We start from the raw sequence: 19,858 nt of genomic DNA, 5'->3' as shown, positions 1-19,858 counted from the left end.
GCACGCAGCTTACAGCAGGTCCAGGCTCTTGGAAAGCGCGGCTTCGTCCGCTACAACGGACACATCGGTATGCAGCTGCAGAATGGAGGCCGGTACACGCGGCGTAACCGGGCCGAAGAATGCCTGACGCACGATGTCGGCCTTGTTCTCGCCCGAAACAACGATTACGATGCGGCGCGCCAGCATGATGGTCTGTACGCCCATGGTATATGCCTGACGCGGCACGTCATCAACGGACTCGAAGAAGCGCTTGTTTGCCTCAATGGTGGACTCGGTCAGGTCGACGCAATGCGTGCCCTTGGAGAAATAATCGTCCGGCTCGTTAAAGCCGATGTGGCCGTTCAGGCCCATGCCGAGCAGTTGCAAATCAATGCCGCCGGCCGCCTGAATTGCTGCGTCATATCGCGCGCATTCGCGCTCCGCGTCCATTTGTGCGCCGTCCGGCAGGTTGATGCGCGCATCCGGCACATTGATAGCGTCAAAGAAGTTCTTGTGCATGAAGTAGTGATAGCTCTGGTCATGATCGGCAGTCAGGCCGCGATACTCGTCCAGATTGAACGTCGTGCAGCCGCCGAAATCCACATCGCCCTTGTTGTACCACTTGATGAGCTGCTCGTAAATGCCGATCGGAGACGATCCGGTGGCAAGTCCCAGCACGGAATCCGGCTTGAGGATGACCTGCGCCGAGATAATGTTGGCCGCTTTGCGGCTCATGTCATTATAGTCCTTTGCACGAATGATTTTCATATTCAATACCTCTCTCTTTGTCCAAACATCTGCCGTCAAAAAAACAAAGGCGGGCGTTCGCCCGCCTCAGCTGCTTGAGGAACACCCGCGCCTCCCACTGCCGCAGAAGGACAGGCTTTTTTATTTGACCAGTGTTTCCATCTCACGCGCCAGCGGCCGTGCAAGCGGTCCGATGACGACATGCACTTCCCCATCCGCTCGGTGCAGCACTCCCGCGGCGCCCGCGGCGCGCAGCTTTGCCTCATCCGCCGCTGCGGGTTCCCGCAGACGCAAACGCAGACGTGTCATGCAGCATCCGACGGAAAGCACATTATCCCGGCCGCCGATCGCATCCAGAATGGCTGCGGCACATCCGGCGGCGCCGGTATCGGATATTAACACCGGTTTCTCTTACAGGTTTTCCGTCAGGAACTTTTCGAGCGCAGCTGCTGCCGCTTCCTCGTCCTCGCCCTCGATGGTCAGCTTGACCGTGTCGCCCTGCTTGACGCCCATGCTCATCACGCCCATGATGCGCTTTGCGTCGACTTCCTTCTTCGGGCCAGCAATCTTGATGGAAGACTTGAACTGTGCGGCCTCCTTGACCAGCATGCCTGCCGGACGCGCGTGGATGCCGAGTTCGTCCTTAACGGTGTACTCTACGATTTTCATAACTGCATTTTCCTTTCTATTGTTTACATTTTGAAAATGACTTTTCACGCTTTATACTGAATCAGCAAATCACCGCCTCCGTCACGTTTTCCCGGCAAAGTATGTCCTTCCTGCCGCAAAACCATACAGAAATCCGCATGATTATGACCGGAACAGAAAGAAACCGGCATACTGTCCGAAAAATAAAAATAACCAAACTCCTGCACCGCCGGGAATTCCTTTTTCAGGCCGGCCGCGAGAAATTTGGTTTTGCCCGCCAACACGGTAACAATCCAATCACAACGAGGACGATGTTCACTTGTTGTTAACATTGTAACAAACGGGACGCGCTTTTTCAAGTCACTACCACCCGCGCAAATTGCCAGAAAATTTGTCCTCTTTTTGTGCACCTCATACAAATCACCCATTTCCCTTCGCAAAGGTTTTGACGCAGCCCTTCTTTTTTGCTATGCTAAGCGGGAACATAGGAAAGTGAGGCGCAAAAAACATGCAGATTGACGGCAACGAACTTGCCATTTTGCAGGACAAACTGGACCGCGAGGGCAAAAAAGAGGAAGCATGGCGTATCAAACAGGAATTTCTGCGGCAGGTGCGCGAAGCAGGCGACCACTGCCCGTGCCGTCAGCCCTGTCCGCATCATGGCAACTGCTTTGAGTGCGTGACCATCCACCGCGGCCACCGCGACCATCTGCCCATGTGCCTGTGGGATATGGTCAACGAGCGCATCGCGGCGCTCAGCCACATCACAGAGGGCAGCCTGCGCGATTACGAGGACCGCAAGGCAGCCGAGGCGGCATCCGGCTGCACAGACTGCTGCGGCTGTGCCGGCTGCGGCGAATAAACAAAAACTGGATTCCAGTAATGAAGGGACGTGTCCGGCACGTCCCTTTTTCGCGTTCAGATGCGTTTTCCGTTGAATTTCTGCGCCGCTGCAGGACAGCCTTCGGCAATGATGCAGGCCGCTGCATCCACTGCATCCGTGCAGGCCTTGTCGATGGCCTTCTGCTCGTCGGCGGTAAACTTGCTCAGCACCCATGCTGCAAGGTCATACTCCGGATGCGGCTTTTTGCCCACACCGATTTTGACGCGCGGAAACTCCTCGCTGCCGAGGTGATAAATGATATTTTTCAAGCCGTTCTGCCCGCCTGCTGAACCCTTCGGACGCACGCGCAGCGTGCCCACGTCGAGCGAAACGTCGTCCGACAGCACAATGATGCGCGCGGGCGGAATTTTGTAAAAGGCCGCTGCATCGCGCACCGCCTCGCCCGATAGGTTCATAAAGGTCTGCGGCTTCATCAGCAGCACGCGCGCACCGCCGAGCGTTGCCTCCCCGACGAGAGCCTTAAACTTCATTTTGTCGATTTTGCAGCCGCTGCGCGCGCAATAGCCTTCCAGCGCGCGAAAGCCTGCATTGTGGCGCGTGTTGTCATACTTGCTGCCCGGGTTGCCCAGCCCGACCACCAGCCACTCAATGGGCTGCGCCGCCGCTGCGGCTTTTTGCTCGTCGAGCTTTTTGAAAATATCGAATACTGACATGATTTCACTCCAAAACAAAGCGCCTCCCCCGCAGGGAGGCGCTTTTCCTTTTGTTTATTCTACGGAAAGAATATAATAGTACACCGGCTGTCCGCCGTCGATGACCGAGATTTCCAGCTCTTTATTTTCCTTGCGCAGCAGCGCTTCTACCTCCGCGGCCTGCTCCGCGCTCACGCCTTCACCATAAATGACCGTGGCAAATGCGCTGTCGTCACTTACCATCTCGCGCACGAGCTTTTTGATGACCGAAGCCTCGCGCCCGCTCGCGCACAGCTTGCCTTCGCTGAGCGACAGATACTCGCCCTGCTTAATCTTCTTACCGTCAAACTCACTGTCGCGCGCGGCATAGGTCACCTGACCGCTGCGCACATGAGCCGCCGCGTCGCGCATCGCCTGCGCCAGCAGGTTTTCATCCTCCCCGTCCGGGTCGACAGCCAGCATCGCAGACATGCCCTGCGGGATGGTCTTGGTCGGCACGACGACAATTTTTTTCTCCTCAGACAGGTGCACAGCCTGCTCGGCTGCCATGATAATATTCTTATTATTGGGCAGCACAAACACGATTTCCGCCGGAACCGCATCCACCGCGCGCACGATGTCGTCGGTCGAGGGGTTCATGGTCTGACCGCCCTGCACAACGACGTCCACACCCAAATCGGTAAATACGTTTTTCAAGCCGTCGCCCGCGGCGACCGCGACAAAGCCGAATTTCTTTTCCGCCGGAACAATGACACGCTCGGCCGGCGCATCCGCTGTGCCTTCGATGACCTTGGCGGTGTGCTGCTCGCGCATGTTCTCAATTTTAACGGTCAGCAGCGGACCGAACTTGAGGCCCTCCTCCAGTGCCTTGTTGGGCTGGTCGGTGTGTACATGCACCTTGACGATATCGTCATCCTCAACCACCACCAGACTGTCGCCGATTTCACTGAGAATCGCGCGCAGACGACCAACGTTGCGCGCCTTATCCTTGCGCGCGGCGATAAACTCGGTGCAGTAGGTGAAGGTGATATCCTCATCCGCGATTGCAGCAAAATCCGCCGCCGCCTTGGTCGGCTCGGCCACGGTGCGCTCCTTATGGATGCCGCGCAGCGCGTCCAGCATGCCTTCGAGAATGGTCAGGTAGCCGAAGCCGCCTGCGTCCACCACGCCCGCCTTTTCCAGCACGGGATTCTGATGCACGGTTTCCTCCAGCGCCTGCCGTCCGCAGGTCAGCACGGTTTCGAGCACCTGCTCGGCCGACAGGTCCGGCTCGGCCTGACAGGCTTCGACCGCCTGCTGTGCAGACACACGCGACACGGTCAAAATCGTGCCTTCCGCGGGCTTCATAACCGCCTTATACGCAGTTTCCACACCCTCGCGCAGCGCCAGCGCCAGTTCACGGCCGCCCGCCGCATCGGTTTCGCGCAGTTTTTTCGCCACGCCGCGGAACAGCAGCGACAAAATAACGCCCGAATTGCCGCGCGCGCCGCGCAGCAGCGCGGATGCCGTCGTGTCGACGGCTTTTGCCAGCGTCGGCTCGGTCAGCTTTTCCATCTCGGTCATCGCCGAGCCCATCGTCATGGACATATTGGTGCCCGTATCGCCGTCCGGCACAGGGAAAACGTTCAGTTCGTTGACCTGTTCCTTCTTTTCGGCAATGGCAAGCGCGCCTTCGATCACCATGGACTGGAACAGCGCGCCGTCTATTTTCTGATCTGCCATTTACTTAACTCTCCCCGAATTCTTTTTTGGCCGCGCGTCAGTCCGCACGGATACTCTCTACATAGATATCCACATTCTTTACATCCACGCCGGTCAAACGCTCAACGTGGTAGCGCACCTCGCTGATGATCGAGCGGCACACGGTTGCAATGTTCACGCCATGCTCAACCGCGATGTGCAGGTCGATATTGACGCCGCCGTCCGGCGCCTCCGATACCTTAACGCCGCGCGACTGGGTATCGCGTCCGAGCAGATGCGCCAGCCCGTCCGACATCGAGCGAATGGTCATGCCCTTCACGCCGAAGCACGAAGAAGCCGCATAGCCCGCAATTCCTGCCATCACCTCGTTTGTGATTTCAATATATCCAAGATCGGTCTTGATCGTCATAGAAAAACCCTCCCTGCGATCGTTTGATGCTTTTTGCGACAAAACGCGTTGCACGGCGTAGCGCCGTCTGAATCGTTTCTGTCTATATGATATAACAAAACCAGTCCAAATACAAGCAAAGCGGTGATTTTTTTGCGAGTGGCCTGACATAATTCGGAATAATCGACAGGAAAATGTACGCGATTTCTGTTTTTCACAATTCTTTCCGTTTTTTCACAAACAAATGTTTGCTTTACTGCGCATTTTAGGGTATAATAGAAAAAAATACGAACGTATGTTCCGAAAGGCAACAGCAAGGAGTGCGTCCATATGAAAAAAATCTCCGCCAAACAGCAACGGATTTTGGATTATATCAGCGAATTTTCCCTCGAGCATGGCTATCCCCCTTCGGTGCGCGAGATCTGCGCGGAAATGAACCTGCGCTCACCCTCGACTGTGCATGCGCACCTGAAAAAATTGCAGGAGGCAGGCTACCTTGAGCCAAGTGAGCACAAATCCCGCGCGCTGACCCCGGTCAGCGGCCCGTCCATGGTTACGCGCGTGCCCATTCTCGGCCGCGTCACCGCCGGTATGCCGATTCTCGCGGTCGAGGAGCACGTGGGCTACGTCCCGTTTGAACCTGCGGCAAACGGCGGAGAATACTATGCCCTGCGCATCCGCGGCGATTCGATGATCGGCGTTGGCATCATGGATGACGATCTGGTTATCGTCCGACAGGATATTCAAGCGCGCAACGGCGATATCGTCATCGCTCTGTTGGAGGACGAGGCCACCTGTAAAACGCTGAACATCACGGCGGACGGCGTATGGCTGATGCCGGAAAACCCGGCCTACCCTCCCATTGACGGCACAGGCTGTCAGATTCTCGGCGTGGTCAAGGCGGTTTACCGCGAATACTAACATGCTCGATGGGAACCACGGTTCCCGTCACATTCGGCTCCGGCCGCCCCCACGGGCGGCCGCGCGTCTATTTCTAAGGAGGCTGCCATGCCCGCACTGGAGGACAGCATCCGCTTTGTCAAGGGCGTCGGCCCGAAAAAAGCGGCTTTGTTTGAAAAACTGCATATCCGTACGCTGCGCGACGCACTGGAAACCTATCCGCGCGATTATGAGGACCGCACGGCTATCACCCCCATTGCGGACATCGCGGAAGACGGCAAGTATGCTGTCCGTGCGGTTGTCGGCACCGAGCCGAAAACCACCCGCATCCGCAAGGGCATGACGCTGGTCAAATGCACGATTTTCGACGAATCCGGCTCGCTGCCCGTCACCTATTTCAACAACCCCTATGCCGCGGCACTGCTGCGCGTCGGGCAGGAATATGTGTTCTACGGGCGCGTGCAGGCAAACGGCCACACGCGCATGCTGGTTTCGCCGCAGTCGGAAAAGGTCTCGCCCGACGCGGAACACCCCGGTCGTATTGTGCCGGTCTACCCGCTGACCGCAGGACTGACCCAGCGTGACATGGCGCGTGTGACCGAAGCGGCGCTGGATGCGGTACCGGGCGACTGGCCCGACCCGCTGCCCGAGGTGCTGCGCGCGCGGTACAAGCTGCCGGATGCTGCCGACGCGCTTGCCGCCATCCACCGGCCGCAGTCGACGCAGGATATGGCCGATGCGCGCCGCCGTATGGTATTCGAGGAGTTATTCCTTCTCTGCTGTGGCTTGCAGCAGCTCAAGGAGCGCCGCCGCGCCGACACAGGGCTGCTATTTTCGGATGCATCCCTTGCAGACTTTTTCACCGCACTCCCCTTTTCCCCCACAGGAGCGCAGCGCCGCGCAATCGGGGAAATTGCGTCGGACTGCGCCTCCGGCCGTCCGATGAACCGACTGGTACAGGGCGATGTCGGCTCAGGCAAGACAATTGTCGCCGCTGCGCTATGTGCGCTGGCCGCTAAAAGCGGCTATCAGGCCGCCTTCATGGCCCCGACGGAAATCCTTGCGGCGCAGCACGCGGAAACGCTCGCGCCGCTGCTGGAAAAGCTCGGCATTTCCTGCACCCTGCTGACCGGATCGATGAGTGCGGCGCAGAAGCGCGCTGCCCTCGCCGCCATCGAAAGCGGCGCGGCGCAGGTTGTCATCGGTACACATGCGCTCATCCAGCAGAGCGTGACCTTTCACCGGCTGGGCGCGGTCGTGGCCGACGAACAGCATCGCTTCGGCGTGGCGCAGCGCGCCGCGCTGTCCGCCAAAGGACAAACACCCCATGTTCTGGTCATGTCGGCAACGCCCATCCCGCGCACGCTTGCGCTCATCCTGTACGGCGACCTCGATGTGTCCGTGCTCGACGAAGTCCCGCCCGGCCGTCAGCCGGTCGAGACCTATGCTGTGGGCGAGAATATGCGAAAACGCATCACTGCCTTCATTGACAAACAGATCGAGCAGGGCGGGCAGGTTTATGTGGTGTGTCCGCTGGTCGAAGAAGGAGAAATGAACCTCAAGAGCGCGGAGCAGCACGCAGTCGACCTGCAAAAAATGCTGCCGCACCGGCGCGTTGCCGTGCTGCACGGCCGCATGAAAAGCGCAGAAAAAGAGCGCGTCATGCAGGCATTTGCCGCGAAAGAATACGATATTCTGGTTGCCACGACTGTCATTGAGGTCGGCGTGGACGTGCCGAACGCCAACCTGATGGTCGTTGAGGACGCCGACCGCTTCGGCCTGTCCCAGCTGCACCAGCTGCGCGGGCGCGTCGGACGCGGCACGCGGCAGTCCTACTGCATTTTCTTCGGCGCGGACAAAGGGCAAACCGCGCGAGAACGGCTGAAAATCCTGTGTAAAACAAATGACGGCTTTGAAGTCGCGCGCGCCGACCTGTCGCAGCGCGGCCCGGGCGACTTTTTCGGCAGGCGGCAGCACGGTCTGCCAGCGCTGCACGTTGCCGACCCGATTGCCGATCTGGCACTCATGCAGAGCGCACGCGAAGAAGCCGAGCAGATTTTGCAGACCGACCCAACGCTTGCAGGCTATCCTGAACTGCGCGCCCGCGTGCACCGCATGTTCGAGGAACGGGATGACGAGGCATTCAACTAATGTCAATCGAACCGTACAGGTTCGATTGCGGGGCCATGCCGCGCGAAGCGCGGACATCCCCCATACGAGGAAAAGTTCCAACATGCGAAACTTTTCCTCTTTCTTGCATCAAAGCCGAGGCACATGTCCTCGGCTTTGATAAAAAGAACCGCCTTCCGGCGGTTCTTTTCTATTTGATACGCGCCATACGGCGCGCGAATCACCGTTTTGACTCGTTTTCTTTCTTGGTGCCGTCGCGTTCGGACAGTACCAGACCGCCGAGCGCAAGCGCCGTGCCCAGCCACATGGACGGGGTCATCGTTTCGTGCAGGATGAGCGCCGAGCTGATGATGGTTACAATCGGAGTCGCGTAGATATACGCGCTGGTACGCACCGGACCGAGCAGGAATACCGCGCGGTTCCACGTCACAAAGCAGGTCGCGGATGCGCCCAACCCGAGAAACAGCAGATTTGCCAGATGCACCGGCTCGAGCCATGCCGCCGGTCCTGCCGGAAAGCCGTCGAGAAACGCCGGAATGAGCAGAAACAGCAGTCCATAGCCGAACACCCGGCAGGTCAGCGGTACGGTAGCGTAGCCCGCCCCGCCCAGATACCGAATCAGCACGGAGTACACGCCCCAGACCAGTGCCGCGCCCACGCCGAGCAACGCCCCCAGCGGACTGAAATGCAGCTCGCTCACGCCCGCCAGCGACACGAGCGCTACGCCCGCCATCGCACAGACAAAGCCGCAGAAAAACCAGCGGCCGAGCTTCTCGTGCAGCAAAAGCGCGGCGAACAGTGCGGTAAACAGCGGCGCCGCCGCCACGATGATACCAACGAGCGAGGCCGATATGTACGTCAGCGCAATGTTTTCCATCAGGAAATACAGCGTAACGCCCGTCAGTCCTGCCAGCGCAAACAGGATTTCATGCCGTTTTTCCTTGGCGCGCATCCAGCCGCGCGACGCAATCAACAGCGCTGCAAACCCCAACGCAAAACGCGTGACCATGATTTCCACCGGCGAAAAGGTGCGCAGCAGCACCTTGGTCGAAACAAACGTCGTGCCCCAGACCAGCACGGTGAACGCGCCGAGCAGATGTCCCTGCAAAATATGATTTTCCCGCATTGTCTTTCACCCTTCCACGCGCCCCGCGCGATTCCAAAAGAAAATGGCGGCAAGCCGCCATTTTTTACTCGATAAACCCGCCGCCGATGACGATATCGCCGTCGTAAAGCACCGCGCTCTGCCCCGCAGCCGGTGCGCGAACCGCATCCTCAAACACGATGCGCGCCTCCTTGCCGTCCGGATAGACGATCGCACGGTCGCTGCGGCGCGAAAAGCGTACGCGCACCTCGCAGGCAAACGGGCCGTTTTCCGCGTATTCCAGCGCAATATAATGCACGTCCCGCACGGTAATCTCACTGCGGTACACATCCTCGAGCGACAAAACGACCTCGTTGGTCTCCGGCCGCAGCTCATGCACAAACAGCCGTCCCTCCGCCGCGACGCCCAGCCCCTTACGTTGGCCGACCGTATAGCAGTGAATGCCCCTGTGCCGCCCGAGCACCTTGCCGTTTTCGTCCACAAAGTTGCCCGGCGGGCAGGCCGCGCCGTGACGCTCCAGCCAGCCCTGTACATCGCCGTCCGGGATGAAGCACACATCCATGCTGTCCGGCTTTTCCGACACAGAAAGGCCGATTTCGCGCGCGTTTTCGCGCACTTCCGCCTTGTTTTCCGCTTCACCCAAGGGGAACAGACAGCGCGCCACCGTTTTGCGCGGCAGTCGGTACAGCATATAGCTCTGATCCTTTTCCGCGCGGGCACGCCGCAGCAGCGCACGGCCCTCGGCATCATGTCCCGTGCGGGCATAGTGCCCGGTGGCAACATACGCCGCGCCGATTTCATCGGCGTAGTCGGTCAGTGCGCGGAATTTGATGAGCGGATTGCACATCACGCACGGGTTAGGCGTGCGCGCATTGCAGAACGAATCGGCAAAATAACCGCAAATCTGCTGCTCGAACGCCTCGCGCCGGTGCGCGATATAAAGCGGAATGCCCAAATCATCCGCCGTGTGCTGGGCGGCCTCCTCGCCGCCCAGCCCCACCTCCAAAAACAGGCCGTGCACTTCATAGCCCATGTCTCGCAGCCGTGCCGCCGCTACAGCGGAGTCCACGCCGCCCGAAAGTCCCAATACTACCTTTTCTGCCATGAAATATCTCCTATATCTGCCAAACCGCGTCGGTGTTTCACCGCAGGCGGCGGATTTTCCGGGGGATTTAAATTCCTTTATGAAGTCGTCCACGTTTCCAGCCCTGCAAACGCATTGTACGGCGAGGGCGTATAATTGTCGATAAGACCCTTGCGAATAATGATCTGCCCGCGCTCAAACGCAATCGGAATGATGGGCATCTGCTCCAAAAACAGGCTGTAGAAGCCGGAAACATTTTCGCCGCTGCGCGCCGCAGCAATTGCCGCCGTCATGTCCTCGTTTGAATAGCCGCCATAGTTCAGGCTGCCGCCGGAGGATAACAGCGGACGCAGGTCAAAATCCGCAGTAAGCTGTGTTTCTCCATAGTATACGTCAAACGAACCGGATTGCAGCATGGAGACAAACGTCTCATACGGCTGCTTATCCACTGTCACGGTCACGCCCTCCAGCGCATTCCAGGACGCGGCAATCTGCTCTGCAGCTGCGACCTTGAAGGCGTTGTCCGAGTTGACCAGCAGACGAATGGACAGCGTTTGTCCTCCGGTGCCAAGCGCAGCGGTGCTGATGTCCGTATCTTCCCCGCCATCCGTATTATTATCCTCGTCGGTATATTCGTCGCCGTTATCCGTTTCGTCCGTATTGCCATACTCGTCCGTGTCGCCGGTTTGGCCGGACGTATCCGTCTCATCTGTGTCGGTTTCGCCGCCAAGCCCTTCCCGCAGCAGCTGCGCCGCTCTGGTTGCGTCCGCCGAAAGATTGAGCGTCAGATTTTCATCCGCCGGCTGCGGATTGACCGGCATCACCGCGGGGTCGGCAAACGTTTGCAGCTGCGTTGCGCACAGGCTTTGCCGCGAGAGTGCGGCGCTCAGCGCCTGCCGCACCTTGGCATTGGCCAGCTGACTGTTTGCATAGTTGATGCCCAGATAGTGCAGCGACGCGCTGGTTGTCTGCACGGTATCCACCGAACCGCCAACCGACGGGGGATCGGGCGAGATACGCGCCGCGCGCATCAGAGACACGTCGCCCGTCTGGAAACTGGACATCGCCGCGTCCGCGCGCGTCATTGTCACCAGCGTAATCGTACGGATGGAGCCGAGGAAGCCGCCGTGCCAATTCTCGTTGGCCTCCAGCGTCCAGTGTCGATCCTGCTCAACCGGCTGGAACGGGCCGGTGCCGTCGGCAAAGCTGCCGCTGTCGGCCGAGCCCTGCCGGTAAATCGGAATATCCAGCAGACGCGGGAAATTGATATTGGGCGAGGTGAGCACGATACGCACCTCGCGGTCACTCACCGCCTCGATGGAGGAAACCTCCGTCAGCCGGTTGTGAAACGGCGAAGCCTCGTTAAACTGCGCCGTCTGCAGGCTTGAGACCACATCGCGCGCGGTCAGTTTTTCGCCCGACCAGAAGGTTATGTCGTCCCGCAGGGTGAAGGTGAAGGTTGTGCCGTCGCCCGTATACGATTCACACAGCACATTTTCCGCCGTAAAGTTCGAGGTAACCTCAAACAGCCCCTCATACAGCGCCTCGCACAGCACGCGATTGATGCTGGTGTTGTCCAGCACCGGATTGAGTGTGCCGTTTTGATACCACGCCAGACCGAAATATGCATCCGACACCTTGACATTGTCAACCGGCGCATCCTCGCCGCCCAAAGCGGGCAGACCGCAGGCGCTCAGCAGGCACAACGCTGCAAGGAACGCGGCAAGCACGCCTTTTTTCCATTTCATAAACCGGACTTCCTTTCGGTTACAGGCAGATCACACCGCCCTGCACGCCGCGCAGGCCGTGCGTCTTGCGGTGCGACCAGAATTCATCCGAGCGGCACATGGTGCAGATACCGCTGTCAATTACGTTTTCCGGCTCAAGGCCCGCGTTCTGCAGCAGCCGAACACCGATTCCCTGCAAATCCACATGGAACTTCGGACCCTTCTCCATAATATAAGGTTGCACCAGCGCGCCGAGCTGCTTTTCCATTGCCTCGGGCACATCCGCATCGGTTTCAAAGCATTCCTGCCGGATGGACGGACCGAGCACCGCGCGCAGGCTTTCGCGCTTTGTCCCGAGCTTTTCCTCCATCACCGCTACGGTCTTGGGCAGGATGCCCGCGGCCATGCCGCGCCAGCCCGCATGGCACACGCCCGCGGTGTGGGTTGCGGGGTCGTACAGCAGCGTGACCACGCAGTCCGCGTAAAAGCCGCAAATCGGCGTGTCGGGCAGCGCGGTGACGATAGCGTCCGACTGCCACGCCATCGGACGGGTCAGGCCCATACCGGCCTGCTCCTCCCCGACGACCGAAACCTCTGTTTCGTGAATCTGCCGGGTCAGTGTGATGCGCGTTTCGTCCACGCCCAGCGCTTCCGCCAGGCGGTGATAGTTTTCGCGCACATTTTCCTCGGTATCCCCGCGGTTAAAGCCAAGATTCAGGCTTTCGCAGTGCCCCGTGCTCACGCCGCCGAATTTGGTTGTAAAGGCGTGGCGCACCGGCAGCCGGCGGCAGGTATAATAAACAAACGGGCCGCGCTGAATGCGGCACATAGACTGGTGCATAAGCGTTCCTCCCGATATATTCGTTTTATTATAGCAAATCGCCGCCTGTTCCACAAGGGCGCGGCCGGCCTGTTCTCAAAATACGCCAAAATCTGCACGGTATGGCATGGGTTTTTCTTGACAGTTTGACCAACAGGCTTTACAATAAATTGTAGTATAATACCTGCTGTAATATAGCCTGCGCAATTTCGCGCAGGGCTTTTTTCAAAGGCATTATAACCCGGCGTTTTAAGCGCCATTTGCTACGCAGGGCCGCGCCTGTTTGTCTGTGAATGATCGGCCTGTTGCGCCATTTTTTGTCATTATTTTCCGCATGGTTTGCCATATATACTATCATTGATGCAAATCTGCGTCCCATTTTGCCGAAAGATACCGCGCAAGCCGTTTTTTCGCCCAAACCGGTGCTGCCTCCCAATCACAAAATTAGAAATAGGAGGACACACCAAAAATATGACCGACATCATCATCCCGATCATAGCCGGTATTGTGTGTCTCGTTGTGGGCATTGTCATCGGTTTTCTGTATCGCAAGAGCGTTGCAGAAAAGGAGATCGGCTCCGCCGAGACCGAAGCGACACGCATCATCAACGAAGCCATCAAAGCCGGTGAGACCAAAAAACGCGAATCCATCCTGGAAGCCAAGGATGAAATCCACAAGCAGCGCGCTGAAGCCGACCGTGAGCTGAAGGAGCGCCGCAACGAGACGCAGCAGCTCGAACGCCGCCTGATTCAGCGCGAAGAAGCGCTCGACAAAAAAAGCGACACGCTCGACCGCAAGAACGAAGAGCTGACGCGCCAGCTGGAAGCGACCCAGAAGGAAAAGGAAGAGCTGTCCCGCATCAAGGCAGAGCAGCTGGAAAAACTCGAGCAGATTGCCAGCATGACCCGCGACGAAGCACGCGAAATGCTGGTTGCTTCGATTGAGTCCGAGGCGACACACGATGCAGCCGTCAAGCTGCGCGAGATTCAGCAAAAGCTCAAGGACGAAAGCGAGCAGACTGCGCGCGAGATCATCTCGACCGCAATCCAGCGCTGCGCCGCCGACCATGTTTCCGAAGCGACCGTTTCGGTCGTACCGCTGCCCAACGATGAAATGAAGGGCCGCATCATCGGCCGCGAAGGCCGCAACATCCGCACCCTCGAAACGCTCACGGGCGTTGACCTGATTATCGACGACACGCCCGAAGCTATCACGCTTTCCTCGTTCGACCCGGTACGCCGTGAAATCGCGCGTCTGGCGCTTGAAAAGCTGATCGTGGACGGTCGCATCCATCCCGCCCGCATTGAGGAAATGGTGGAAAAATCCCGCCGCGAGGTCGAGCAGATCATCAAGAGCGAGGGCGAGCGCGCAACCTTCGAGACCGGTATTCACGGTATTCATCCCGAACTGGTCAAGATCCTCGGCCGTCTGCGTTACCGCACCAGCTACGGTCAGAATGTTTTGCAGCACTCCATCGAGGTTGCACATATCGCCGGCATGATGGCCAGCGAGCTGGGACTTGATCCCCTGCCCGCACGCCGCGCCGGCCTGCTGCATGACATCGGCAAGGCAATCGACCATGAGGTCGAGGGCAGCCATGTCCAGATCGGCGTAGACCTTGCCAAAAAGTACAAGGAAGCGCAGCCGATCATCCATGCTATCGAGGCGCACCACGGCGATGTGGAAGCCAAGACCACGGTAGCCTGTCTGGTGCAGGCAGCGGACGCTATCTCGGCGGCACGGCCGGGCGCGCGCCGCGAGAATCTGGAAAACTATATCAAGCGTTTGGAAAAGCTCGAGAGCATCGCAAACGAAACGCCCGGCGTTTCCAGCTCGTATGCTATTCAGGCAGGCCGCGAAATCCGCATCATTGTCAATCCCGACAAGATTTCGGATGACGCAATGATCCTGCTGGCGCGTGAAGTCGCCAAGAAGATCGAGGACGAACTGGATTATCCCGGTCAGATCAAGGTCAACATGGTGCGTGAGACCCGCGCCATTGACTACGCAAAGTAACATTGCAAAAAAGAACCGCCTTTCGGCGGTTCTTTTCTATTATATGCATCCGACAGCCTAAAGGCCGCTTATTCTTTCTTGCTTTCCGCTGACTGCTGTGCTTTCTTTTTGCGGTATATACGCACCCGCCAGAGCACAGCGCCCACTATGCCCAGCAGCACCAGCACCGGCCAGAGCATCACGATCATCAGAATCAGGCCGCGCACCACAGCGGTCATACCGCCGAGGCCATTCTGCGCGGCTTGCACCACCTGCGCGCCGAATCCCGTGCCCTCAGAGACAGCGGTCAGCGTCTGCACTTCGCGCAGCGTGACATTGAAGGTCGAGAATCCCACCAAATCGTCGTAATGCCGCTTTTCACCCGTCAAACTGTCGATTTCATACTCGCAGTCAGCCAGCGCATTCTCCAGCGAAATGATGTCCTCCATCTTCGCCGCCTGATCGAGCAGCGCAAGCAGCCGCTCGTGCTTGGTCTGCAAAGTCGCCAGCCGTGTTTCGATATCGGTATACTGCTCGGTCACGTCCTCGCTCCACCGATTAGCGGACACAACATGGCAGGTTTCGCCCAGCTGGGCGAAAAAAGTCTCGAACTGCTCCTGCGGCACCCGCAGCGTATAATTTGCTGTACGGCTGCCTTTTTCACCAGCGTTCCCGCTCGACTGGATATAGCCGCCGGCCTCGGCGGTCATCTGCTCGACCGCCGTGCAGGTTGCATCATAGTCCTGCGTCTCAAGCGTCAAATCCGCCGACAAAATCAGCTTGGCGTTTTCCCTTACTGCGGAAAAATCCGCCGTGCTCTCAGATGCCGCCGCATCCATGGCCGCACCGTTTTCCGCTTGTGCTGCCGAATCCCCGGTGGTGCTGTCTGCACCACTTGACGCTGCGCCACATGCGGCAAGCGAAAGCAGCAACAGCAGGACCAGTACCATACAAAGCCATCGTCGTTTCATCACAGGACACCCCTTTCCGTTTTCGGTTATCCTGTTAGACGAATTGGCTTTCCATCTGTTCCCAACTGTTGCTGCTTTGTAAACCGCTCTATGTACGAATTTCCTTATACTTCCTTCTGATAGGTTGTCTGCTCGAACGAGCCGATTGCGCCGCATACGCCGCACACATCCGGACGCTCATCGTAAATCGCACCGCAGAACACACAGCGGTGGCCCTGTACGGCAACCGTTTTCTTTTGCGGCGGCAAGGAGGCCGTATTCTCTTCCTTTTTCGCCCCCTGACTCAGCGACATCAAAGCGCTCATAAAGCGCAGCTCATGGTCCTGCTCAATCTTGGCGATATTGTCAAACAGCAGGCCGATGTCCTCGAAGCCTTCCTCACGGGCAATCTTTGCGAAGCCCGGATACATGCTGCTCCATTCGCCATACTCACCCTTAATAGCCGTCTGCAAATTCTCCGCACTGGTGCCAATGCCGGTCAGCTTCTCATACAGCAGTCGTCCATGCGCGCCCTCGTTCTGTGCCAGACCGGTAAACAGTTCGGCAATATCCTCATGTCCTTCCTTGCGCGCCTTATCTGCAAAAAACAGATACTTATTACGGGCCATCGACTCCCCGCTGAATGCCGCCTGCAAATTCTGTTCGGTACGAGATCCTTTCAAGTTCATTCCAGTTTCCTCCTTATAATAATATTTATTTACAATTAGTAATAAATATCATCTAATAGATAAAGTATACTACTGAACTGTTCTCTTCGCACGGTTTACAACAAAACTGTAACCGTTCTGTAATCATTTTGTAACTTTTGTATGCGACAAAAATCCCGGAAGCATTTTTTTCCGGGATTGGATTCTCCGCGCGGCATGCAGCTGCTTATTTTCGCCTTGCAAAACATTCCTTGATGCCGACAGCCAACAAGAATACGCCAAATGCGCGCCGCAGCCAATCGGTGTCCATATATGCCGCCAGCAAACAGGCGGCAGCAGCCGCCGGTACGCCCGCCGCAATGCACCACAGAGCCGCCCGCTTTTCGACCAGACCGTTTTTGATGTGTGACCAGAGCGCTGCGGGCGCACAGGCAAGGAAGTACAGCAGGTTAATGCCTGCCGCCTGATACTGTCCCATCCCGACAAGCATCGTGAGATACAGCATAAGCAGCGAACCGCCTCCCACACCGCAGCCGGACAGGATACCGGTCACCAGTCCGACGGCGGCAGACAGCAGCGCGCTCACAGCAGCAATACGGCGCGCACCCCGCCGTAAAGCAGCAGCAGACCGAACGCGCGCCGCAGCCACACCATATCTATCCGATGAAAAACACAGCCCGCAACCCAGCCGCCCAGCACACCGCCCAGCAGATAGGGCCACGCTGCGGCAAATGCCAATCCGCCCTGCATCCAGTAGAGCACAGCGGATAACGCGCTGAGTGGAAAGATAACCGCAACCGAGGTTGCAAATGCGCGCCGTTCCTCCAAACCGCACCAGTATACCAGCAGCGGCACCAGAAACAGACCGCCGCCCGCACCGAAAAAGCCGTTGGCCGCGCCTGCCAGCGCACCGGTTACGGCATATTTTGCATTACCCTTCATAAAAAAACAGCCCTCCGGCAGCAGTTTGTGCCGAAGAGCTGTGGTTTATGCGTTTTGGGTGGAACTTACTTCTTGCCCAGCGTACCGGTTGCCAGAGCGGACAGATACGCATTGATGAAGCCGTCGATGTCGCCGTCCATGACCGCGTTGATGTTGGCGTTTTCAAAGCCGGTGCGTGTGTCCTTGGCAAGCGTATAGGGCATAAAGACATAGGAGCGAATCTGGCTGCCCCATTCAATCTTCTTCTGATCGCCCTTGATGTCGGAAATTTTCTCCAGATGCTCACGCTCCTTGATTTCCACGAGCTTGGAGCGCAGCATGCGCAAGCAGTTGTCCTTGTTTTGGAACTGGCTGCGCTCGGTCTGACAGGAAACCACGATGCCGGTCGCCTTATGAATCAGGCGCACCGCAGAGGAAGTCTTGTTGATGTGCTGACCGCCCGCACCGGAGGAACGGAACACCTGCATTTCGTAATCGTCGGGCTTAATCTCGAAATCCGCCGAGTCGTCCGGGATATCCGGGATGACCTCGACCGCGGAGAACGAGGTGTGGCGTCGGCCGGAAGCGTCAAACGGGGAAATACGCACCAGACGGTGTACGCCCGACTCGCCCTTGAGGAAGCCGTAAGCGTTCTCGCCCTCAATCAGGATATCCGCGCTCTTCAGGCCCGCTTCTTCGCCGTCCTGATAGTCCATAATCTTATAGGTGAAGCCGTGGCGCTCGGCCCAGCGGGTGTACATGCGGTACAGCATTTCGCACCAGTCCTGCGCCTCGGTACCGCCCGCGCCTGCATGGAAGGACACCAACGCGTTATTATGGTCGTACTCACCGGTCAGCAGCGTGGACAGCTTCTGCTCAGCCACGCCCTCTTCCAACTCCTTATAGCCGTTTTCCAGCTCCTCAAGCATGGACTCGTCGTTTTCCTCGATTGCCATTTCACAAATCGTCAGCAAATCGTCGCACAGGCCATTCAGATGGTTGTACGCTTCAATCTTGCCCTTGAGCGCACCCATGCGGGAAACAATCTTCTGGCTTTCCTCCGGATTGTCCCAGAAGCCGGGCTGAGAGGACTTAATCTCCAGCTCCTCAACCTCACGCTTTGCCCGGTCCAAGCCGAGCGACTCATACAGCTCCTCAAGCTGGGGCTTTAAATTGTTCAGTTTGACCTTGTATTCCTCGAACTCAAGCATGAAAATGCTCCTTCACGTATTTTTCAGTAGTATATAGTATACCGTTTTGCAGGGAACTTGTAAAGTTTTTTCTAAGTTTGGCTTGACTAACCCTTGTCCTTCCGATATATTTTTAGGTACAACAAAAGGGAGTAGCTCACGCCTGCGGGCGTGGTCGGCATCGTCAATCACGGTCGAGCATTCGACCCGTGCCTACCGGAAGCAGCGAGACTTTTATTGCAGATGCGCAATAAAAGTCTCTTTTTTTGCGCTCGGATATGCTATCGTAACATTATAGGGGGTTGTATCATGTTATCATTCATCATGTTGGTATTCGGTTTTGTCCTGCTGGTGTGGGGCGCGGACAAATTTGTCGCAGGCGCGTCCGCGCTGGCGCGGCGGCTGGGCGTATCGCCCTTGCTCGTCGGTCTGACGATTGTCGCCTTCGGCACGTCCGCGCCCGAGCTGGCCGTCAGCCTGACAGCGGCCTTGCAGGGCGCAAACGAGATAGCGGTCGGCAACGTCGTTGGCTCGAACATCTTTAACCTGCTGGTAGTTGCCGGCCTGTCTGCGGTGGTCTGCCCGCTCGTCATGGACCGCACGCTGCTGCGGCGCGACTGGCCGATCTCGGTCGGCGCGGCCATCCTGCTGCTGGTGTTCATTGCGCCTGATCTGACCATTTCTCGCATCGAGGGCATTATCCTGCTGGCCGTGTTCGCGCTCGTGCTGGGCACGCAAATCCGTGCGGCGCTCAAAAACCGGGATACGCTGACAGGCGAAGAGGATGAGGTGCCGATGCGCCCGCTGATGATCGGCGTCAACATCATACTTGGCCTTGCGTGCATCATCATCGGCGGTCAGTTGGCGGTCAACGGCGCGACCGGCATCGCGCGCATGTTCGGCCTGTCTGAGACGCTCATCGGTCTGACCATCGTCGCCATCGGCACCAGCCTGCCCGAGCTGGTCACCTCGCTGGTGGCCGCCCGCAAGGGACAGAATGAAATCGCAATGGGCAACGTCATCGGCTCGAATATCTTTAATCTGCTGCTCATTCTCGGCGTTTCCGCAACCATTACGCCCATCCCGGTGCAGGCGACCTCGATCATTGACGCGCTTGTGCTCATCGGCATCAGCGTGGTGTTCTATCTTCCCGCGCGCCGCGGCAAGCTCGGCCGAGCACCCGGCGCGATTATGGCGCTCACCTATGTCGTCTATACCGTATACCTGATTATGCGATAAAGCAAAAAAGGCGCCCACGGGCGTCTTTTTTTGCGCCATGATATTCGTTTACAAAAAATGTAGGTTTGTCAAACATATTGGACAGAGAACTCAAAAGGAGAAAGCCAACCCAGAGGCCTCATGGGAAAGT

Annotated in this window: 22 protein-coding genes; 5 read left to right on the top strand and 17 right to left on the bottom strand. The window is 57.8% G+C overall.

Going from position 1 to position 19,858, the window contains the following annotated elements:
* Positions 1–9 precede the first annotated feature (9 nt).
* The 4 genes from nagB to ACESSO_RS05305 form a co-directional block, all read right to left on the bottom strand.
* Positions 10–747 carry a glucosamine-6-phosphate deaminase gene (gene nagB / locus ACESSO_RS05320; RefSeq protein WP_373164018.1) on the bottom strand — a complete coding sequence of 246 codons (738 nt, stop codon included), beginning with the start codon at positions 745–747 and terminating at the stop codon, positions 10–12.
* A gap of 120 nt (positions 748–867) precedes the next feature.
* Positions 868–1,128 carry a PTS transporter subunit EIIB gene (locus tag ACESSO_RS05315; RefSeq protein WP_373164017.1) on the bottom strand — a complete coding sequence of 87 codons (261 nt, stop codon included), beginning with the start codon at positions 1,126–1,128 and terminating at the stop codon, positions 868–870.
* Between the two features lie 9 nt (positions 1,129–1,137).
* Positions 1,138–1,395 (bottom strand): HPr family phosphocarrier protein, encoded by a 258-nt coding sequence (locus ACESSO_RS05310; RefSeq protein WP_373164016.1) that lies wholly within the window; start codon positions 1,393–1,395, stop codon positions 1,138–1,140.
* A 44-nt stretch (positions 1,396–1,439) separates the two neighbouring features.
* The gene (locus ACESSO_RS05305; protein WP_373164015.1) at positions 1,440–1,706 is read right to left on the bottom strand and encodes a hypothetical protein; all 267 of its coding nucleotides are present in this window, start codon (positions 1,704–1,706) and stop codon (positions 1,440–1,442) included.
* A gap of 176 nt (positions 1,707–1,882) precedes the next feature.
* Here ACESSO_RS05305 and ACESSO_RS05300 point away from each other — a divergent pair, with 176 nt between their 5' ends.
* Complete coding sequence (locus ACESSO_RS05300) at positions 1,883–2,236, top strand: LPS biosynthesis protein (RefSeq protein ID WP_373164014.1); 354 nt, start codon at positions 1,883–1,885, stop codon at positions 2,234–2,236.
* Positions 2,237–2,292: 56 nt separating this feature from the next.
* On the opposite strand, the gene pth is transcribed toward ACESSO_RS05300, so the two are convergent.
* The 3 genes from pth to ACESSO_RS05285 are packed head-to-tail and all read right to left on the bottom strand — an operon-like array spanning position 2,293 to position 5,020.
* Positions 2,293–2,931 (bottom strand): aminoacyl-tRNA hydrolase, encoded by a 639-nt coding sequence (gene pth / locus ACESSO_RS05295; RefSeq protein ID WP_373164013.1) that lies wholly within the window; start codon positions 2,929–2,931, stop codon positions 2,293–2,295.
* Positions 2,932–2,985: 54 nt separating this feature from the next.
* On the bottom strand, positions 2,986–4,632 hold the full coding sequence (locus ACESSO_RS05290; RefSeq protein WP_373164012.1) for a DAK2 domain-containing protein: 1,647 nt from the start codon (positions 4,630–4,632) through the stop codon (positions 2,986–2,988).
* 37 nt (positions 4,633–4,669) lie between these two features.
* Positions 4,670–5,020, bottom strand: a complete 351-nt coding sequence (locus tag ACESSO_RS05285) for an Asp23/Gls24 family envelope stress response protein (RefSeq protein ID WP_373164011.1) — start codon at positions 5,018–5,020, stop codon at positions 4,670–4,672.
* A 309-nt stretch (positions 5,021–5,329) separates the two neighbouring features.
* Between ACESSO_RS05285 and lexA the strand changes: the two genes are divergently transcribed.
* Together lexA and recG are read left to right on the top strand one after the other, a co-directional pair.
* Complete coding sequence (gene lexA / locus ACESSO_RS05280; protein WP_373164010.1) at positions 5,330–5,920, top strand: transcriptional repressor LexA; 591 nt, start codon at positions 5,330–5,332, stop codon at positions 5,918–5,920.
* Between the two features lie 87 nt (positions 5,921–6,007).
* A complete protein-coding gene (recG, locus tag ACESSO_RS05275; RefSeq protein ID WP_373164009.1) occupies positions 6,008–8,050 on the top strand; it encodes an ATP-dependent DNA helicase RecG in 2,043 nt (680 codons plus the stop codon).
* Between the two features lie 199 nt (positions 8,051–8,249).
* Here the strand turns inward: recG and ACESSO_RS05270 are convergent, their stop codons facing one another.
* The 5 genes from ACESSO_RS05270 to ACESSO_RS05250 all read right to left on the bottom strand — a co-directional run bounded on the left by ACESSO_RS05270 (position 8,250) and on the right by ACESSO_RS05250 (position 13,183).
* Positions 8,250–9,155, bottom strand: a complete 906-nt coding sequence (locus ACESSO_RS05270; protein WP_373164008.1) for a DMT family transporter — start codon at positions 9,153–9,155, stop codon at positions 8,250–8,252.
* Positions 9,156–9,219: 64 nt separating this feature from the next.
* A complete protein-coding gene (mnmA, locus tag ACESSO_RS05265; RefSeq protein WP_373164007.1) occupies positions 9,220–10,239 on the bottom strand; it encodes a tRNA 2-thiouridine(34) synthase MnmA in 1,020 nt (339 codons plus the stop codon).
* A 77-nt stretch (positions 10,240–10,316) separates the two neighbouring features.
* Positions 10,317–11,966, bottom strand: a complete 1,650-nt coding sequence (locus tag ACESSO_RS05260; protein ID WP_373164006.1) for an ABC transporter substrate-binding protein — start codon at positions 11,964–11,966, stop codon at positions 10,317–10,319.
* A gap of 19 nt (positions 11,967–11,985) precedes the next feature.
* Entirely contained in the window at positions 11,986–12,786 is an 801-nt protein-coding gene (gene pgeF / locus ACESSO_RS05255) for a peptidoglycan editing factor PgeF (protein ID WP_373164005.1), read from the bottom strand.
* A 139-nt stretch (positions 12,787–12,925) separates the two neighbouring features.
* Positions 12,926–13,183, bottom strand: coding sequence for a hypothetical protein (locus tag ACESSO_RS05250; protein WP_373164004.1), 258 nt, complete (start codon positions 13,181–13,183; stop codon positions 12,926–12,928).
* Between the two features lie 53 nt (positions 13,184–13,236).
* On the opposite strand from ACESSO_RS05250, the gene rny reads away from it, so the two are divergent.
* Entirely contained in the window at positions 13,237–14,781 is a 1,545-nt protein-coding gene (gene rny / locus ACESSO_RS05245) for a ribonuclease Y (RefSeq protein ID WP_373164003.1), read from the top strand.
* Between the two features lie 68 nt (positions 14,782–14,849).
* Here rny and ACESSO_RS05240 read toward each other — a convergent pair whose 3' ends face one another.
* From ACESSO_RS05240 to prfB, 5 genes are all read right to left on the bottom strand, one after another.
* On the bottom strand, positions 14,850–15,731 hold the full coding sequence (locus ACESSO_RS05240; protein WP_373164002.1) for a DUF4349 domain-containing protein: 882 nt from the start codon (positions 15,729–15,731) through the stop codon (positions 14,850–14,852).
* 104 nt (positions 15,732–15,835) lie between these two features.
* Complete coding sequence (locus ACESSO_RS05235) at positions 15,836–16,399, bottom strand: rubrerythrin family protein (RefSeq protein WP_373164001.1); 564 nt, start codon at positions 16,397–16,399, stop codon at positions 15,836–15,838.
* A 205-nt stretch (positions 16,400–16,604) separates the two neighbouring features.
* Positions 16,605–17,027 carry a TSUP family transporter gene (locus ACESSO_RS05230; RefSeq protein ID WP_373164000.1) on the bottom strand — a complete coding sequence of 141 codons (423 nt, stop codon included), beginning with the start codon at positions 17,025–17,027 and terminating at the stop codon, positions 16,605–16,607.
* Positions 16,961–17,320, bottom strand: coding sequence for a TSUP family transporter (locus tag ACESSO_RS05225; RefSeq protein WP_373163999.1), 360 nt, complete (start codon positions 17,318–17,320; stop codon positions 16,961–16,963). The genes ACESSO_RS05230 and ACESSO_RS05225 overlap by 67 nt, the downstream gene beginning before the upstream one ends.
* Before the next feature lie 65 nt (positions 17,321–17,385).
* Positions 17,386–18,510, bottom strand: coding sequence for a peptide chain release factor 2 (prfB, locus tag ACESSO_RS05220; RefSeq protein ID WP_373163998.1), 1,125 nt, complete (start codon positions 18,508–18,510; stop codon positions 17,386–17,388).
* 288 nt (positions 18,511–18,798) lie between these two features.
* On the opposite strand from prfB, the gene ACESSO_RS05215 reads away from it, so the two are divergent.
* Positions 18,799–19,728, top strand: a complete 930-nt coding sequence (locus ACESSO_RS05215; RefSeq protein ID WP_373163997.1) for a calcium/sodium antiporter — start codon at positions 18,799–18,801, stop codon at positions 19,726–19,728.
* Positions 19,729–19,858: the final 130 nt, after the last annotated feature.

This window comes from Agathobaculum sp. Marseille-P7918, from assembly GCF_964248325.1.
Lineage (GTDB): Bacteria > Bacillota > Clostridia > Oscillospirales > Butyricicoccaceae > Agathobaculum.
Note: the sequence above shows the minus strand (reverse complement) of the source record. Positions and strands in the feature narration are given on the sequence as shown.

Excerpts from the sequence above, each read along its gene's own strand:
- nagB (WP_373164018.1), bottom strand. The coding sequence starts at position 747 with ATGAAAATCATTCGTGCAAAGGACTATAATGACATGAGCCGCAAAGCG.
- ACESSO_RS05310 (WP_373164016.1), bottom strand. The coding sequence starts at position 1,395 with ATGAAAATCGTAGAGTACACCGTTAAGGACGAACTCGGCATCCACGCG.
- ACESSO_RS05305 (WP_373164015.1), bottom strand. The coding sequence starts at position 1,706 with ATGTTAACAACAAGTGAACATCGTCCTCGTTGTGATTGGATTGTTACC.
- ACESSO_RS05300 (WP_373164014.1), top strand. The coding sequence starts at position 1,883 with ATGCAGATTGACGGCAACGAACTTGCCATTTTGCAGGACAAACTGGAC.
- pth (WP_373164013.1), bottom strand. The coding sequence starts at position 2,931 with ATGTCAGTATTCGATATTTTCAAAAAGCTCGACGAGCAAAAAGCCGCA.
- ACESSO_RS05290 (WP_373164012.1), bottom strand. The coding sequence starts at position 4,632 with ATGGCAGATCAGAAAATAGACGGCGCGCTGTTCCAGTCCATGGTGATC.
- ACESSO_RS05285 (WP_373164011.1), bottom strand. The coding sequence starts at position 5,020 with ATGACGATCAAGACCGATCTTGGATATATTGAAATCACAAACGAGGTG.
- lexA (WP_373164010.1), top strand. The coding sequence starts at position 5,330 with ATGAAAAAAATCTCCGCCAAACAGCAACGGATTTTGGATTATATCAGC.
- recG (WP_373164009.1), top strand. The coding sequence starts at position 6,008 with ATGCCCGCACTGGAGGACAGCATCCGCTTTGTCAAGGGCGTCGGCCCG.
- ACESSO_RS05270 (WP_373164008.1), bottom strand. The coding sequence starts at position 9,155 with ATGCGGGAAAATCATATTTTGCAGGGACATCTGCTCGGCGCGTTCACC.
- mnmA (WP_373164007.1), bottom strand. The coding sequence starts at position 10,239 with ATGGCAGAAAAGGTAGTATTGGGACTTTCGGGCGGCGTGGACTCCGCT.
- ACESSO_RS05260 (WP_373164006.1), bottom strand. The coding sequence starts at position 11,966 with ATGAAATGGAAAAAAGGCGTGCTTGCCGCGTTCCTTGCAGCGTTGTGC.
- pgeF (WP_373164005.1), bottom strand. The coding sequence starts at position 12,786 with ATGCACCAGTCTATGTGCCGCATTCAGCGCGGCCCGTTTGTTTATTAT.
- rny (WP_373164003.1), top strand. The coding sequence starts at position 13,237 with ATGACCGACATCATCATCCCGATCATAGCCGGTATTGTGTGTCTCGTT.
- ACESSO_RS05240 (WP_373164002.1), bottom strand. The coding sequence starts at position 15,731 with ATGAAACGACGATGGCTTTGTATGGTACTGGTCCTGCTGTTGCTGCTT.
- ACESSO_RS05235 (WP_373164001.1), bottom strand. The coding sequence starts at position 16,399 with ATGAACTTGAAAGGATCTCGTACCGAACAGAATTTGCAGGCGGCATTC.
- ACESSO_RS05225 (WP_373163999.1), bottom strand. The coding sequence starts at position 17,320 with ATGAAGGGTAATGCAAAATATGCCGTAACCGGTGCGCTGGCAGGCGCG.
- prfB (WP_373163998.1), bottom strand. The coding sequence starts at position 18,510 with ATGCTTGAGTTCGAGGAATACAAGGTCAAACTGAACAATTTAAAGCCC.
- ACESSO_RS05215 (WP_373163997.1), top strand. The coding sequence starts at position 18,799 with ATGTTATCATTCATCATGTTGGTATTCGGTTTTGTCCTGCTGGTGTGG.